This is a genomic window from Bradyrhizobium sp. UFLA05-108 (assembly GCF_059803455.1).
In genome coordinates this window covers 68,677-84,846 of sequence record NZ_JBANAZ010000006.1, presented here as the reverse complement: position 1 = coordinate 84,846, position 16,170 = coordinate 68,677, and the positions used below count along the sequence as shown (strand labels likewise).

Here is a 16,170-nt window from a genome sequence, read left to right as displayed (position 1 = left end):
ACACTTGACGGAGCAGCGCCGCTGTTGGAAACGACGGCCCGTCGACCTCAGGAAGGCTTGCCAGGAAAGCTTACCATGCCATTCGTTGAACGGGTTTTTTCGGGCGTCCAGCCGACGGGCAATCTGCACCTCGGCAACTATCTCGGCGCCATCGTCAACTTCGTGAAGATGCAAGAAACGCACAACTGCATCTATTGCGTCGTCGACATGCACGCGATCACGCAAGGGGTGGACGTCTGGGGTGGGCCCGCCGAGCTCGCGCGCAACACCCGCGAGGTGACCGCGGCGTTCATCGCCAGCGGCATCGATCCGAAGAAGCACATCGTGTTCAACCAGAGCCAGGTCGCAGGCCACGCCGAGCTCGCCTGGATCTTCAACTGCGTCGCGCGCATGGGTTGGCTGAACCGTATGACCCAGTTCAAGGAGAAGGCCGGCAAGGACCGCGAGAACGCCTCTGTCGGTCTTTACGACTACCCCGTGCTGATGGCGGCCGACATTCTGCTGTACCGCGCCACGCATGTTCCGGTCGGCGAGGACCAGAAGCAGCACCTCGAGCTTTCGCGCGACATCGCGCAGAAGTTCAACAACGATTTTGGCGATTCGATCCGCAGCCACGGCGCCAATGACGGCCTGTTCTTCCCGCTCCCGGAACCGCTGATCACGGGACCGGCGACGCGTGTAATGAGCTTGCGCGACGGCACCAAGAAGATGTCGAAGTCGGATGCGTCGGACTATTCGCGCATCAATTTGACCGACGATGCCGACACCATCGCGCAGAAGGTCCGCAAGGCGAAGACCGATCCGGAGCCGCTGCCGACGGAGGAGAAGGGCCTGGAAGCGCGCCCCGAGGCCGACAACCTCGTCGGCATTTTCGCCGCGCTGTCGGGCCAGGCGAAGGCCGAGGTGCTGCGCGATTTCGGCGGCGGCCAGTTCTCCGGCTTCAAGAACGCGCTGGTCGATCTCTGCGTCACCAAGCTGGCGCCGATCGCCGGCGAGATGAAGCGCCTGGTCGCCGACCCCGGTCACATCGACGCCATCCTGAACGACGGCGCCGACCGCGCGCGCGCGATTGCGGACGAAACCATGGCGCTGTCCAAGGACATCGTCGGCTTCATCCGCAAGCGTTGATTGTTGCGCCTGCGAAGTCTGGCCGACGCCGCGGCGCCGGCCAACGTCCCTCTCCCAAAGGCAAGGGGAGTGTGGCAGCATGCCGGGCGGGGATACGCCGGGACATGCATGAGCAGCAAGCGACGATGCTTTGAGCCGGGTCACAAGCCGAAATGCCTTGTCATCGTTGACGACACCGCCGAATGGGATCGCGCGGTCTATTACGCCAGCCGCTGGGCGATCCGCGCCGGCGGCGGCGTGGTGATGCTGCGCATCATCGAGACCGAAGACCAGAACCAGCAATGGCTGGGTGTCGCCGACATCATGCGCGCCGAGGCGCAGGAGGCGGCCGATGCCGCGCTCGACCGCGCTGCCGGCCGCGCCAACGGCATCGCCGCGATCACGCCGGAACGGGTGATCCGGGAGGGCGCCCCAATGGAACAGCTGCTCGATGTCATCGATCAGGATCCGGATATCGCGATGCTGGTGCTCGCTGCCAATCCCGGCGCCGAGGGACCGGGGCCGCACGTCGCACTGCTCGCCAATGCCGTCGGCACGTTCCCGATTCCAGTAACGATCATTTCAGGCGAATTGAGCGACCCCGAAGTCGACGCACTGTCGTAAGGCGCTGCGCTCATCCCCCCTCAAGGGAAGGGTAAGTGACAGCGTCTTCTCTAACCCGCTGATCCCACAACGAAACTTCCCTACCCGCCCCTTGACCGTGCGTTTGGCGTCGCCATCTGGTACTGAGAACTCACGCGCCGGCCTTGAACCGGCGACGTCCGGAGAAAACCATGTTCATTCAGACCGAAGCCACCCCCAATCCCGCCACGTTGAAGTTCATTCCCGGCCGCCTCGTGTCCGACGGCGGCCCGATGGAATTCGCCTCGCGCGAGGCCGCCGCCCGCTCGCCGCTGGCCGAAAGGCTGTTCGACGTGCCCGGCGTCACCAGCGTCTTCTACGGCAGCGACTTCATCACCGTGACCAAGGCGAGTGGTGAGTGGCAGCAGCTCAAGCCCGCGATCCTCGGCGCCATCATGGAGCACTACATGTCCGGCGCGCCGCTGCTCGCCGATGGCGTGGCCGCCAGCGACGACGCCCTCGACGAGGACGACGAATTTTTCGACGAGGCGGATGCCGAGACAGTCGACATGATCAAGGATCTGATCGAGACCCGCGTGCGGCCCGCTGTCGCCAATGACGGCGGCGACATCACCTTCCGCGGCTTCAAGGACGGCGTCGTCTACCTCAACATGAAGGGCGCCTGCTCCGGCTGCCCGTCATCGACCGCGACGCTCCAGCACGGCATCCAGAACCTCTTGAAGCATTTCGTGCCCGACGTGGTCGAAGTCCGGCCGATGTGATCAAGGTATAGTAGGGTGGGCAAAGGCGCAGTGCGCCGTGCCCACCATCCAAGGTGTGTTAGAAGTGGTGGGCACGCTTCCGCCTTCGCTCTTCGAGCTACGGCGGACAAGTCGATTTGCCCACCCTACGAAGTGCGGCGATGGCAGGGGGGCTGCGAATAGTGCGTGACGGATGGCGAATAGGCGCTTGGTTCGCTAGACTTTTCACCATTCACCACTCGCCATTCGTTCTTGCATGCTGATCCTTGCCATCGATACTGCGCTCGACGCCTGCGCCGCAGCGGTGCTGAACACCGAAACCGCCAAACTGGTCGCGCAGGAATCGCTGCCGATGAAGCGCGGGCATGCGGAAGCGCTGATGCCGCTGATCGCGCGGGTGATGCGATCGGCCGAGCTCAGCTTCACCGCGCTCGACCGCATCGCGGTTACCACCGGTCCCGGCAGCTTCACGGGTCTGCGCGTCGGGATTTCGGCCGCGCGCGGACTTGCGCTCGCCGCCGGCAAGCCGGCGGTGGGGCTGACGACGCTGTCGGCCTATGCAGCCGCCATCGTCAGCCAGAACAAGCCGGCGCCCGTCATCTCCGCGATCGATGCGCGGCATGATCACGTCTATTTCCAGATCGTCGCCGGCGATGGCAGGCAGCTCGTGCGGCCAAGAGTTGCCGGCATCGACGAGGCGATTGCCGCCTCGCAATTCGGCGCGCCGCACCTGGTCGGCAATGCCGCCAAGATTCTCGCCGATCGCTGGCCGAAGGACGCAGCCCAACCGATCGCCGTCGATCCGCAGGCCGCGCCTGACATCAATTGGGTGGCGTGGCTGGCGGCGGCCGCTGATCCCGACACCACGCCGGCGCGTCCATTTTACCTGCGTGCGCCCGATGCGAAACCGGCCGCCATTCCGCCACTCGCAGCACACGCCGCAACCTCATGATGAATTGGCTCGCCGAATGGTGGCGCGGCGGCAGCGCCGTCGTCGAGGGTGCGACCGCGCGCGACGCCGCGCGGCTGGCAGAGCTGCACGCCGCATCCTTTGCGCGCGGCTGGGGCGAAGGCGAATTCGAAAGCATGATGAGCGAGCGCAACACGCAGGTAGATCGCTTACGATTGGGCCGCAAGACGATCGGTTTTGCGGTGTCGCGGATGGGTGCGGACGAGGCGGAAATCCTCTCCGTTGCCGTGGATCAGGCCTATCGCGGCCGCGGATTCTCCCGCGCGCTGCTCTTGACCCATCTCGGCCACCTCGCTGGCCGCGGTGTGCGCACTATATTTCTCGAAGTTGAGGAAAATAACCGGCCGGCGCGGGCGCTCTACGACGGCGTCGGATTCATGGTGGTCGGGCGCCGCGAACGCTACTATAAGCAGGCAAACGGGGAACAATTGAACGCACTTCTGATGCGACGTGACTTGTCGTAACATCGATTGAACAAAGTGCCCGCCAGGCAGACAACCCTATGACCGTACTCAAACATTCGTCCGTGAAGGCGACCGGCATCGAGGCGCGCTGTGCCGCTACCGGCATGCGCATGACCGAGCAGCGCCGCGTCATCGCCCGCGTGCTCGCGGAAGCCGTGGATCACCCTGATGTCGAGGAACTCTACCGGCGCTGCGTCGCAGTCGACGACAAGATCTCGATCTCGACCGTCTATCGCACCGTAAAACTGTTCGAGGATGCCGGCATCATCGAGCGCCACGATTTTCGCGAGGGCCGCGCGCGCTACGAGCAGATGCGCGACAGTCATCACGACCACCTCATCAACCTGCGCGACGGCAAGGTGATCGAATTCACCTCCGAAGAGATCGAGAAGCTGCAGGCGGAGATCGCCCGCAAGCTCGGCTACAAGCTGGTCGACCACCGGCTCGAGCTCTATTGCGTCCCGCTCGACGACGACAAGCCATCCAACTGATGGCGATTTTGCACAGACCGCCCCGCGCGATCGGTTCACCTCTCCCCATCGGGGAGAGGTCGATTTGCTCCTGGCGATGCGAAGCATCGTCCAGTGCAAATCGGGTGAGGGGGCGCAGGTCCCACGAGAGACTGAAGCCCCTCACCCGGCGCGTCGCGCCGACCTCTCCCTATGGGAGAGGTGAAAACGGCGCGCTCTAGTGCCGATCGACCTCATCATCTTCGACTGCGACGGTGTGCTCGTCGACAGCGAGGTCATCTCGTGTCAGGCGCATGCGGACGTGCTGAGCCGACACGGCTATCCGATCACGTCGGAAGAGGTGTTCGCGCGCTTTCTCGGACGATCGACGCGACAGGCCAATCTCGAGATCGAGACCGAGCTTGGCCGCAAGCTGCCAGACACCTATCACACCGATCTGCAGGATGAATTGTTCGGCTCGTTCGAGCGCGACCTGGAAGCGATACGCGGCATTCACGACGTGCTCGACCAGGTCACACAACGCGTGTGCGTGGCCTCCAGTGGCTCGCATCAGCGCATGCGGGTCAGCCTGGGGAGAACTGCGCTCTACGAGCGCCTTGTGCCGAACATCTTCTCGGCCTCGCAAGTGAAGAACGGCAAGCCGGCGCCGGACCTGTTCCTGTTTGCCGCAAGCGAGATGAAGGTGCCGCCGGAGCGCTGCGTCGTGATCGAGGATAGTGTAGCCGGCATCGCCGGCGCGCGGGCAGCCGGAATGACCGTGTTCGGCTTTTACGGGGGTAGCCATTGTCGTCCAGGCTATGCCGATGTCCTGCGACAAGCGGGCGCCGACCTGACCTTCGACGATATGCGGCAATTGCCGGACCTGGTCCGCCGGGTCGAAGCCGACGCCTTGGCCGAGTGATTTCACCACCGCCTCTGTCATTCCGGGGCATCGCGCAGCGATGAACCCGGAATCTCGCGCCGAAACCTCTGGATTCCGGGCTCGCTCGCTATGCGAGCGCCCCGGAATGACGGCCCAGGGGCCTCCATTCGCTGGATTTTCGCTCGTCCAACCTATATCTGAGGGCCGTTCTCCACCTCAAATCCGGGTTCCATGACGCCGCCGCGCAAGCTGCACATCAAATCATATGGCTGCCAGATGAACGTCTACGATGCCCAGCGCATGGTGGACACGCTGGCTCCGGAAGGATTCGTGGAGACGGCGAGCGCAGAGGATGCCGACCTCGTCATCCTCAATACCTGCCATATCCGCGAGAAGGCCTCGGAGAAGGTCTATTCCGAGCTCGGCCGCCTGCGCGCCGCCAAGGACGAGGCGGCGCGCGGTGGCCGCACCATGCAGATCGCGGTCGCCGGCTGCGTGGCGCAGGCCGAGGGCGATGAGATCGTGCGCCGCGCGCCTGTCGTCGATGTCGTGGTGGGCCCGCAGAGCTATCATCATTTGCCGGAGCTGTTGAAGCGCGCAGGCCACGACGGCCGCGCGATCGAGACCGAATTTCCGGCGGCCGACAAGTTCGGCTTCCTCGCCCAGCCAAAGCCCGAAGCGATCCGCGCGCGCGGCATCTCCGCTTTCGTCACCGTGCAGGAAGGCTGCGACAAGTTCTGCACCTTCTGCGTCGTGCCCTATACGCGCGGCGCCGAGGTGTCGCGGCCCGTGGCGAAGATCGTCGACGACGTGAAGCGGCTCGCCGACAACGGCGTGCGCGAGCTCACGCTGATCGGCCAGAACGTCAACGCCTATCATGGCGAGGGACCGGACGGACGAAGCTGGCCGCTCGGCAAGCTGCTCGAGCATCTCGCGCAGATTCCCGGCATCGCGCGCCTGCGCTATTCCACCAGCCACCCTCGCGACGTCGATGACAGTCTGATTGCGGCCCACCGCGATCTGCCCGGCCTGATGCCCTTCGTGCACCTGCCGGTGCAGTCCGGCTCGGACCGGATCCTGGCGGCCATGAACCGCAAACATACCGCCGATGATTATCGGAAGATCATCGACCGTTTCCGGGCTGTGCGCCAAGACATTGCTTTTTCATCAGATTTTATCGTGGGCTTCCCTGGGGAGACCGAGCAAGATTTTCGCGCGACCCTCGCACTGGTCACACAAATCGGCTACGCTGCAGCCTACTCGTTCAAATATTCGGCCCGGCCGGGAACCCCGGCCGCGGACATGCAGGAGACGGTGTCCCTAGTCGAGATGGACCAGCGATTGGAGCGGCTCCAGGAGTTGATCGACGCCCAGCAATCGGCCTTCAACAAGGCTGCGATTGGCACAACCGTCGACGTGTTGTTCGAGCGCGAGGCGCGCAAGGACGGCCAGATCGTCGGCCGCACCGCTTACCTTCAGCCCGCGCATGTGATGGCTTCGCCCGACATCATCGGTAAAATCCTGCCGGTGCGCATCGACAGCCTCGAACGCTACAGCCTGCTCGGCGCGCTCGCGACGCCTGAGCCCGCGCAGCGGCCCGCTTTATCGCCAATCGCCACTGGAGCCTGAAACCCTTGCCCAAAAGCGCATCGGATTCGTCTTCGTTCGCTCCCAGCCGCAAATTTGACCGCGACATGCAAGTTCCGCCCGAAACCCAGGTCGTCATCGACTTCGACGACAACCGCGCCGCTTCCGCGCTGGTCGGCCCCTACGGGCAGAATCTGGCACAGGTCGAGCGCCGGCTCGGCGTCGTCGTCGACTCCAAGGGCAACCACATCACCATCGGCGGCACGCGCGATGGCTGCGACGCCGCGCGGCGCGTGCTGGAAATGCTCTACGCCCAGGCGGTGAAGGGACAGGATCTCGACCAGGGCGAGGTCGAAGGCGCGATCCGCGCCGTGATCGCGCAGGGCTCGCTGTTCGAGTTCGACGCCAAGTCGGCCAAGTCGACCTTCGAAAGCATCAATTTGCGCAAGCGCCCCGTGCGCGCACGCACCGCCGCGCAGGATTCCTATATTCGTGCACTGAAGCGCCATGAGCTGGTGTTCGGCATCGGCCCGGCCGGCACCGGCAAGACCTGGCTCGCCGTCGCGCACGCCGCGCAACTATTCGAGCGCAAGGAGGTCGACAAGATCATCCTGTCGCGCCCGGCGGTGGAGGCCGGCGAGCGGCTCGGCTTCCTGCCTGGCGATCTCCGCGAGAAGGTCGATCCCTATCTGCGCCCGATCTATGACGCGCTGTATGACCTGATGGATGCGCGTATCGTCGAGCGCGCGCTGCAGACCGGCGAGATCGAGATCGCGCCGCTCGCCTTCATGCGCGGCCGCACGCTGACCAATGCCGTGATCATCCTGGACGAGGCGCAGAACACCACCTCGATGCAGATGAAGATGTTTCTGACCCGTCTCGGCGAGAACAGCCGCATGATCGTGACCGGCGATCCGTCGCAGATCGACCTGCCGAACGGCCAGACCTCCGGCCTGTCGGAGGCGACCCGTCTGCTCGGCGGCGTCGAGGGCATTTCACAAGTTCATTTCACCGCCGAGGACGTGATCCGGCACGAGCTCGTGGCGCGGATCGTTGCCGCCTATGAGGGGTCGGCGCAACGGCCGGCCGCAGGCAAGCCATAGCGAGAAAATCCGGATCGAACGACGCAAGCCAAGCGCCGTCCGTTCCGAACAACACCATGTCGCATTCCAATCTTCCCATGACCGAGGTTCTCGTCGTTGCCGACTGCTGGCAGAGCGAGCCCGATGCCGAAGCGGTGATCCAGCGCGCGATCGCCGCGGCGGCCTCTTCCGTCGACGACGACGTCACCGACGCCGAAGTGGCCGTGATGCTGACCGATGATTCCGGCATCCGCACGCTGAACAGCAACTGGCGCGGCATCGACAAGCCGACCAACGTGCTGTCCTTTCCTGCACTCCAGCCGGAGGGCGAATGGAAGGCGGGCGATGCGCCGCGCATGCTCGGCGACATCGCCATCGCCTATGAGACCCTGCGGCGCGAGGCGGACGAGGAACAGAAGCCGTTCGACCACCATTTGAGCCATCTCGCGGTGCACGGTTTCCTGCACCTGATCGGCTACGACCACGAAAACGATGCTGACGCAGAGGAGATGGAAGCACTCGAACAGGACGTCCTGGCCCAGCTCGGTATCCCGGACCCCTATGCAGAGCGCTGACGGATCGATTGAGATGGCGGATTCCGAACCAATCCACGACAATCCGCGCAACACCCGCAACCTGCCGGCGGTGGTGCAGCCGGGCGAGATCGCGCGTCCGACAGCCGAAGGCTGGCTGATCCGCGCCATCCGCACGCTGTTCGGCTGGAAGGCCGGTTCGGTTCGCGACGATCTCCAGGTCGTGCTCGACGCCACGACGCCTGACGATGCCGGCTTCTCCGCCGTCGAGCGCACCATGCTGCGCAACATCCTCAACCTGCATGAGCGCCGCATCGCCGACGTCATGGTGCATCGCGCCGACATCATCGCAGTGAAGCGCGACATTCCGCTCGGCGAGCTGATGGACCGCTTCGAGAGCGCGGGCCATTCCCGCTTCGTGGTCTACAACGAGACGCTCGACGATCCCGTCGGCATCGTGCACATCCGCGATCTCCTGACCTTCATGACGGCCAAGGCCCGCGTCTCGGAAGCCACCAAGACCAAGCGCAAGAAGCCGCTGCCCGCCGGTCTCGATTTGCGCGCGGTCGACCTCGCGCTGCCGCTGCAGGATGCCAACATCATCCGCAAGCTCCTCTACGTGCCGCCGTCGATGCGGGCAATCGACCTGCTCGCACAGATGCAGGCCTCGCGCATCCATCTCGCGCTCGTCGTCGACGAATATGGCGGCTCCGACGGGCTGGTCTCGCTCGAGGACATCGTCGAGCAGATCGTCGGCGAGATCGACGACGAGCACGACAGCGACGAGCCGCCGTCGATCGTACGCCAGCTCGACAATTCCTTCATCGCCGATGCGCGCGCGAGCCTGGACGACGTCCGCTCCGTGATCGGCGAGGATTTCGTCACCGGCGAAGCGGGTGAGGAGGTCGAGACGCTCGGCGGCTATCTCGTCAGCTTCGTCGGCCGCCTGCCGGTGCGCGGCGAAGTGATCTCCGGTCCCGGCAATTACGAGGTCGAGGTGCTCGACGCCGATCCGCGCCGCGTCAAGCGCCTGCGCATCGCGGCTCGCAAGGAACGTCCGGCCCCGCGCACCCAGCGCGAAAGCCGCCGCCGCGAGGCCTCACCCGATCAAGGCACGCCGCCATCCGGCGACACGCCCAATCCGCCGCCCGGCGACGGAGCCGGCACGCAGTGACCCCGGCGCAACGACTTCGGATGGTCGCCCTTGCCATCATCCTCACCTGGGGATGGAAGCGCGCGCTCATTGCCATGGCGGCCGGCGCGCTCTCGGTGCTGGCGCTGGCGCCTTTCAACGCCTGGCCGGTGCTATTTCTGACCTTCCCGGTGCTGGTCTGGCTGATCGACGGGGCCGGCGGCGGCCGGTTCGGCGGCGTTCCCGCCGCGGCGCTGACAGGCTACTGGTTCGGGCTCGGCTATTTCGTCCCCGGCCTCTACTGGATCGGCTACGCCTTCTTCGTCGATGCCCAGACCTTTGCCTGGCTGACGCCGTTCGCAGTGCTGGGCCTGCCGGCCTATCTCGCAATCTACACGGCGATCGGATTTGCGCTGGCGCGGCTGCTCTGGACCAAGGACGCCGGGCGCATCCTCGCGCTCGCGGCAAGTCTCACCGTCGCCGAGTGGATGCGCGGCCATGCCCTGACCGGCTTTCCATGGAACGCCTTCGGCTACTCGCTGTCCGAGCCGCTGCCGCTGGCGCAGACTGCGTCACTGATCGGCCTCTGGGGCATGACGTTCCTGACGGTCGCGATCTTCGCCAGCCCTGCGGCGCTGATCGACCGCACGCCGGACAAGAAAATTCCGTGGCGCGTGCCGGTCGCAGCGATCGCACTGCTGATCGTCATGGGCATCTTCGGCGCGATCCGCCTGTCGCTGCATCCAACGACGATGGTGGCGGGCGCAAAGCTTCGCCTGATGCAGCCGAACCTTCAGCAGGATGCCAAGTTCAACTACTCCGCCAAGGCGGAGGTGATGAAGAAGTACCTGGCTTTGTCGGACCGCGCCTCCGGACCCCAGTCGACTGGCGTACGCGATACCACCATCCTGATCTGGCCTGAATCCGCCTTTCCGTTCTTCCTGGCCCGCGAAGCCGACGCGATGGCGCAAATCGCGGACCTCCTGCCCAAGGGAACAGTGCTGATCACGGGATCGGTCCGCGCGCCCGATCTGCCACCGGGCACGCGAATCACGCGCGCCTTTAACTCCATCTACGTGATCGACCACGACGGCAGCGTGCTTTCCGTCTACGACAAGCTGCACCTGGTACCGTTCGGAGAATTTCTTCCCTATCAGGACCTGATGGAGAAGCTTGGCTTCGAGCAACTGACGCGGGTTCAGGGCGGCTTCATTCCCGGCACCGTGCGGCATGCACTGCCGGTGCCGAGCGTGCCGCCCGCGCTACCGCTCATTTGCTACGAAGCCATCTTTCCCGGTGACGTTGCAGGACGCGAAGAACGGCCGGGCTGGATCGTCAACCTGACCAATGACGGCTGGTTCGGAATTTCCACTGGCCCCTACCAGCACATGGAGCAGGCTCGAATGCGTGCCATCGAGCTTGGATTGCCGCTGGTCCGCTCGGCAAATACGGGAATTTCGGCGGTCGTCGATCCCGTCGGTCGGACCATCGCCAGCCTTGGCCTCGGTATCGAGGGCGTTCTGGATTCGGGCCTGCCCGCTGCGATCCCAGCAACCGTGTATGCCAGGGTCGGCGACATTCCGGCCGCGATCCTCGTCGCGCTCGCCGTCATTCTTGCGGTGCGTAAGCGCGTTGCCAGACGACGTCCCTGATCGCCAACGGCGCTGCCGGTAAACTTTTGACAACCGTAATCCTCCGGTTGACAGAGCGGCAGCACGCTCCGCATTCTGCCCTTGCTGCAGGAAGACAGCGGGCGTTGCTAAATTTCTCCGCAATGTTTCCCAAGAATCCAAACAGAGGTTTTGGCGACGTTATCACCTGACGCATACTCCCCTGTTGCGCTAAAGGTGTCTGAGGAGGGCAGGAGAGATGTCGAAAGCGCCCAACCCTGTTGACAAATATGTCGGCAGCCGCGTGCGCATGCGCCGCATCATGTTGGGCATGAGCCAGGAGAAGCTTGGCGAAGCGCTTGGCCTGACGTTCCAACAGATCCAGAAATACGAGAAGGGCACCAACCGGGTCGGCGCGAGTCGCATCCAGCAGATCGCGGAAATTCTCCAGGTGCCGGTCTCGTTCCTGTTCGAGGGCGGACCAAGCGGCACGCCGGGCCCCGATGGCTTCAGCGAGGGCGCCTCGCCCTCCTATGTTTCCGACTTCCTCGCCACATCCGAAGGGCTGGCGCTGACGAAAGCCTTCACCCGGATCACCGATTCCAAGATGCGTCGCTCGATCGTCGATCTCGTCGAGCAGATCGCTGCCCGCGAAGGCCCCGACAAGCGCTGAGGCGCCCTGCATTCGGGCCATGAGGCTGCGCCAAATCTGGCCTATGTCGTGATGTGTGGTCCGCGTATAAGGCACGCGAATTTCCACGACATTCCTCACCCCGAGGCACAGGCGACGACATGTCCAGCTCAAATCCGTTCGACACTGCGACCATCCTTGAGGGCATCCGCCGCTGGGTGGAGATCGAGACGCCGACGGAAGCGCCTGAGCAGGTCAACAAGCTGATGTCTGTCGTCACCGAGCAGCATCGCGACCTGCCCGTCACGACCGAACGCGTCGCCGGCATCAATGGCTGCGGTGATCATCTCGTGGTGCGCTCTGCATGGGGACAGGACAGACCCGGCATCCTCGTGCTCAGCCATCTCGATACCGTACACCCGATAGGCTTCATCGAGCGCCTGCCCTTCAAGGTCGAGGGCGACAGCGCCTTCGGCCCCGGCATCTACGACATGAAGGGCGGCGCCTATATCGCCCATCACGCATTCCGCAACATCTGCGCCACGTCCGACCACTCGCCGCTCGGCATCACCCACATGTTCACCTCCGACGAGGAGATCGGCAGCCCAACCTCGCGCACGCTGATCGAAGCGGAAGGACGGAAGGCCAAATATGTGCTGGTGACGGAGCCGGCGCGCGACGGCGGCAAGATCGTCACGGGCCGCAAGGGCGTCGGGCGGTTCGAAGTCTTCATCAGAGGCGTGCCCGCGCATGCGGGCTCGCGGCCCGAGGATGGCCGCAGCGCCATCCGCGAGCTCGCCAACATCATCCAGACGCTGGAAGGGATGAACGATCTCAAGCGCGGCGTTACCGTCAATGTCGGCGTGGTGCGTGGCGGCACGCGGCCCAACGTCACGCCGGAAGAAGCCTATGCCGAGGTCGACCTGCGCGTGCTCAGCAATGCCGACGCCGAGGAATTCGTCGGAAAGATTCTTGGGCTGACCTCGAAGACCGATGGCGTCACCGTCAAGGTGACGGGCGACCTCAACCGGCCGCCCTACGAGAAGAGCAATTCCGGTGCCTCGCTCTACGAGCACGCGAAAACGCTGGCCGGCGAGCTCGGCTTCGATCTGATCGACACCCACACCGGCGGCGGATCGGACGGCAATTTCACCGCGGCCCATACCGCAACGCTCGACGGGCTCGGCGTCGACGGCAAGGGCGCACACACTCATTATGAGCAGCTCTATGTTTCCTCGCTCGAGCCACGCGCGCGGCTGCTCTACCGCCTGTACCAGACGCTGCGATGAGCGAGCGCAGATCGGATCCGGCTCGCGCTGACGACGGCGAGCGCGCGTTCTTCGGCCGCCGCAAGGGGCACAAGCTTCGGCAGCACCAGGCCGACCTCGTTGCGCATCTGCTGCCGCATCTTGCGCTCGACATCACGCAAGCGGCGCCTGCGAATGCGTGCGCGATCTTCGATCCAGCCGCGCAAGCGCTGCGGCTCGAGATCGGCTTCGGCGGCGGCGAGCATCTCGCGGCGGAGGCGCAACACTTTCCGGCCACCGGCTTCATCGGCTGCGAGCCCTATGTCAACGGCATGGCCAAGATCCTCGCGCAGATCGAGGCGCACAATATCGGCAACATCCGCCTGTTCGCGGGCGACGCCGCCGAGCTGCTGGCCTGGCTGCCGAACTCTTCGCTGTCGCGGATCGACCTGATCCATCCCGATCCGTGGCCGAAGCGGCGGCACTGGAAGCGGCGGTTCGTCCAGGACAAGACCATATCCGCGATGGCGCGCGTGCTCGAAAGCGGCGGCGAATTCCGCTTCGTCTGCGACATCGACGATTATTGCGCCTGGACGTTGTCGCATCTCGCCCGCTCGCCGGACTTCGTCTGGCTCGCCGAGCGCGCCGACGATTTTCGATTGCCCTGGGCCGGCTACACCATGACGCGCTACGGCAGAAAAGCCGCGCGCGAGGGCCGCAAGGCTGCGTATTTGCGATTCAGGCGAGTATAGATTCTTCGCGCGGTCCATCTGCAGTCGTCATGGCCAGGCTCGTCCCGGCCATGACGCCAAGCGTAGATGCCCAGGTGCGTTACTTTGAGCTCAGATCGTCTGGCGGCTGCGCCAGAAATTCACGACCCGCTCGGCGGTCGACGGCATCAGCTTGGTGAAGTTCATTCGCGCCGCTTCGATATCGGCATCTGCGGGCGCGCGCTGCGGGCCGTACCACAACAGGATCAGGGCGCGCACGGTCGGCCAGCCGAGGTTCAAAACCCGGCCCATGATCAGGATCGGGTCGTAGCGGTCGCCGGCGATCAGACGGTCGAGGACGGGGAGCCTGACGCCGGACATCGCGGACAGCGCAGCGATGGATTCCTCATATTTGTGGGCCTTTGCGAAACCGAGCAGCGCACTTTCGCCAAGATGGCCTTCGCGGTTGAGACCGAGCACGGTGCGCTGCGCCGCCGAGAAGTCGCGCCGCGGACCTTGCGGCAGCGAGGCCTCCTCGAGCTCGTTCATCGCGCGCCTGATCTCCATCTGGCGCGCAGGCTTGACCACGCTCGACAGGCGGCGGCGGATGACGTCGAGCGTTCCGCCGAGAAGGTCCTTGAGCTGATCGCCGGAGAGATCGTCGCGCTGGCCGATCTTGAGCGTCAGCACGCCGTCCTGCGCGGCGCGCTTGATCAGCTCCGAATAGCCGCCCGCCGAGAACACGGCACCGGCATTGCCAGCAGCACGCCGCACCACGTCGCGATCGCCGCGCTCGACCAGCACATCGGTGATATCGGCGGACAGGACTGGCCGCTCGGTCATGGCGAGAAGGTGGCTCTGGCCTTTCAGGCGCGCAATCTCGATCAGCGCGGCTTCGTCGAGCACAGGCGAGCGGCGTAACACGGGGCCCGCCACCTGAATTTCGTTTTCGTGCGCGAGCTGACCGACGAGATGGCGCGGTGCGTTCGCCACGCGCGAAAATCGCTCGGCAAGATCGATACGCGCCGTCAGGTCAGCATGCGGAACGAGGTCGATCAGCAGATTGTCGAAGAGATCGACGAGATCAGGCCTGAGCTTGGTGGCGTCCTGGAAGAACAGATCGGCGATGGCGCGCGCGATGTCGCTGCGACGCCTGGGGTCGCCGCGCCTGACGATCTCGTCCAGTCCGGGAATGAGCGACGTGGCAACGGTCATGAAACGCGAACTCGCATTGGGCACGCCGGGAGTACACGAGAAGCCTTAAAATGCACCGCCAGCAGGCAAATTAGGCCATCCTTGGTGAAGGAACGGTTAGAGCATGATCCGGAAAAGTGTGTAGCGGTTTTCCGAAAAGATCATGCTCAAACAAGGACCTAAAGCGGGATGACGCTCCATCCTGATTTCATCGCGCTTTAGGCCGGGCACCGCATAAAAAGGCGGTCCTGGGGCGGCCGGGCCTTGTCGAGAGCGCCGAAAAGCGCTATATCCGCGCCAACTTATCTTCTCATACGATCGGTATTGAGAGTGGGCCCGGAAGGACCCGCTCTTTTTTATTACCTGCATCGAGATCGGGCGACCACGTCTGTAGGGGCCGACCGACCCCGCGAGTTCCCTGAAGCAGCGTAAAGCAAGCGTTAACCACTAGAAGCGTCTTGACCCCAGATATGATCGAACCCAGCGCTGGTTCCACAGATACCGAGCTATTGGCCGAGCCGCGGCTCGTGGTCGAGCCGGGCGTGGCCGCGCGGGTCTCGGCGATCGCCGGCCCGGTGCTGCAAGGCATGGGCTATCGCCTGGTGCGGATCCGCATCTCCGGGGAAGCCGGCTGCACGGTCCAGGTCATGGCGGAGCGGCCGGACGGCTCGATGCAGATCGAGGATTGCGAGGCGATCTCTCGGGCGCTGTCGCCGGTGCTCGATGTCGCCGATCCCATCGACCGCGCCTATCGGCTGGAGGTTTCCTCGCCGGGGATCGACCGGCCGCTGGTGCGGCGCTCCGATTTCGAGCGCCATCTGGGGCATCTGTTGAAGATCGAGATGGCCGTCGCCCATGACGGACGAAAGCGCTTTCGCGGCGCCATCGCCGGCATCGAAGGCGACCGCGTTCGCATCACGCGCGACGACGTCAAGGCCGGCGAGGACGCCGACGTTCTCCTGGTGATGGAGGATATCGGCGAGGCGCGGCTGGTCCTGACCGACGAGCTGATCGCGGAGTCCATGCGCCGGGGTAAGGCGCAGGAGCGCGAGATGCGCCGCAATCTCGGCCTGGAGCCGCCGCAACCGGCGCACGCCAAGATCAGCGAGAAGACGACCAAGAACACCAAGCCGAAGAAGAAGCCGGCACCGAAAAACACCAAGCAACATCGCCTGACCGCCGAACGTGCGCGGCGCGGCGAAATCGAGCCTGACGAAGGAGACTAGCC

17 protein-coding genes are annotated in these 16,170 nt (G+C 64.6%); 16 read left to right on the top strand and 1 reads right to left on the bottom strand.

Annotation, left to right across the window (positions count from 1 at the left end; genetic code table 11):
• The first annotated feature begins 75 nt into the window (after nt 1–75).
• From trpS to trmB, 15 genes are all read left to right on the top strand, one after another.
• Entirely contained in the window at nt 76–1,128 is a 1,053-nt protein-coding gene (gene trpS, locus SO140_RS06380; RefSeq protein WP_449377684.1) for a tryptophan--tRNA ligase, read from the top strand.
• Between the two features lie 108 nt (nt 1,129–1,236).
• Entirely contained in the window at nt 1,237–1,731 is a 495-nt protein-coding gene (locus tag SO140_RS06375; RefSeq protein WP_449377685.1) for a universal stress protein, read from the top strand.
• Nucleotides 1,732–1,901: 170 nt separating this feature from the next.
• On the top strand, nt 1,902–2,471 hold the full coding sequence (locus tag SO140_RS06370; protein ID WP_449377686.1) for a NifU family protein: 570 nt from the start codon (nt 1,902–1,904) through the stop codon (nt 2,469–2,471).
• Between the two features lie 235 nt (nt 2,472–2,706).
• Nucleotides 2,707–3,402: a tRNA (adenosine(37)-N6)-threonylcarbamoyltransferase complex dimerization subunit type 1 TsaB gene (gene tsaB, locus SO140_RS06365; protein ID WP_449377687.1), complete on the top strand. Its 696-nt coding sequence runs from the start codon at nt 2,707–2,709 to the stop codon at nt 3,400–3,402.
• Nucleotides 3,399–3,884, top strand: coding sequence for a ribosomal protein S18-alanine N-acetyltransferase (gene rimI, locus SO140_RS06360; RefSeq protein ID WP_449377688.1), 486 nt, complete (start codon nt 3,399–3,401; stop codon nt 3,882–3,884). The genes tsaB and rimI overlap by 4 nt, the downstream gene beginning before the upstream one ends.
• Before the next feature lie 38 nt (nt 3,885–3,922).
• Nucleotides 3,923–4,375 (top strand): Fur family transcriptional regulator, encoded by a 453-nt coding sequence (locus SO140_RS06355; protein WP_449377689.1) that lies wholly within the window; start codon nt 3,923–3,925, stop codon nt 4,373–4,375.
• A gap of 199 nt (nt 4,376–4,574) precedes the next feature.
• Nucleotides 4,575–5,255 carry an HAD family hydrolase gene (locus tag SO140_RS06350; RefSeq protein ID WP_449377690.1) on the top strand — a complete coding sequence of 227 codons (681 nt, stop codon included), beginning with the start codon at nt 4,575–4,577 and terminating at the stop codon, nt 5,253–5,255.
• A gap of 192 nt (nt 5,256–5,447) precedes the next feature.
• A complete protein-coding gene (miaB, locus tag SO140_RS06345; RefSeq protein ID WP_449377691.1) occupies nt 5,448–6,845 on the top strand; it encodes a tRNA (N6-isopentenyl adenosine(37)-C2)-methylthiotransferase MiaB in 1,398 nt (465 codons plus the stop codon).
• Nucleotides 6,846–6,910: 65 nt separating this feature from the next.
• Nucleotides 6,911–7,906, top strand: a complete 996-nt coding sequence (locus SO140_RS06340; RefSeq protein WP_027528338.1) for a PhoH family protein — start codon at nt 6,911–6,913, stop codon at nt 7,904–7,906.
• A gap of 56 nt (nt 7,907–7,962) precedes the next feature.
• Nucleotides 7,963–8,460 (top strand): rRNA maturation RNase YbeY, encoded by a 498-nt coding sequence (gene ybeY, locus SO140_RS06335; protein WP_449377692.1) that lies wholly within the window; start codon nt 7,963–7,965, stop codon nt 8,458–8,460.
• A gap of 13 nt (nt 8,461–8,473) precedes the next feature.
• Nucleotides 8,474–9,592 carry a hemolysin family protein gene (locus SO140_RS06330; protein WP_449377693.1) on the top strand — a complete coding sequence of 373 codons (1,119 nt, stop codon included), beginning with the start codon at nt 8,474–8,476 and terminating at the stop codon, nt 9,590–9,592.
• Complete coding sequence (gene lnt, locus SO140_RS06325) at nt 9,589–11,202, top strand: apolipoprotein N-acyltransferase (RefSeq protein ID WP_449377694.1); 1,614 nt, start codon at nt 9,589–9,591, stop codon at nt 11,200–11,202. Before SO140_RS06330 ends, lnt begins: the two co-directional genes overlap by 4 nt.
• A 217-nt stretch (nt 11,203–11,419) precedes the next feature.
• Complete coding sequence (locus SO140_RS06320) at nt 11,420–11,833, top strand: helix-turn-helix domain-containing protein (protein ID WP_074121911.1); 414 nt, start codon at nt 11,420–11,422, stop codon at nt 11,831–11,833.
• Between the two features lie 119 nt (nt 11,834–11,952).
• Nucleotides 11,953–13,080, top strand: coding sequence for a M20 family metallopeptidase (locus SO140_RS06315; protein WP_449377695.1), 1,128 nt, complete (start codon nt 11,953–11,955; stop codon nt 13,078–13,080).
• A complete protein-coding gene (trmB, locus tag SO140_RS06310; protein WP_449377696.1) occupies nt 13,077–13,790 on the top strand; it encodes a tRNA (guanosine(46)-N7)-methyltransferase TrmB in 714 nt (237 codons plus the stop codon). The genes SO140_RS06315 and trmB overlap by 4 nt, the downstream gene beginning before the upstream one ends.
• Before the next feature lie 90 nt (nt 13,791–13,880).
• Here trmB and SO140_RS06305 read toward each other — a convergent pair whose 3' ends face one another.
• Nucleotides 13,881–14,963, bottom strand: a complete 1,083-nt coding sequence (locus SO140_RS06305) for a DUF2336 domain-containing protein (protein WP_449377697.1) — start codon at nt 14,961–14,963, stop codon at nt 13,881–13,883.
• A 449-nt stretch (nt 14,964–15,412) separates the two neighbouring features.
• Between SO140_RS06305 and rimP the strand changes: the two genes are divergently transcribed.
• The gene (rimP, locus tag SO140_RS06300; protein WP_449377698.1) at nt 15,413–16,168 is read left to right on the top strand and encodes a ribosome maturation factor RimP; all 756 of its coding nucleotides are present in this window, start codon (nt 15,413–15,415) and stop codon (nt 16,166–16,168) included.
• Nucleotides 16,169–16,170 lie beyond the last annotated feature (2 nt).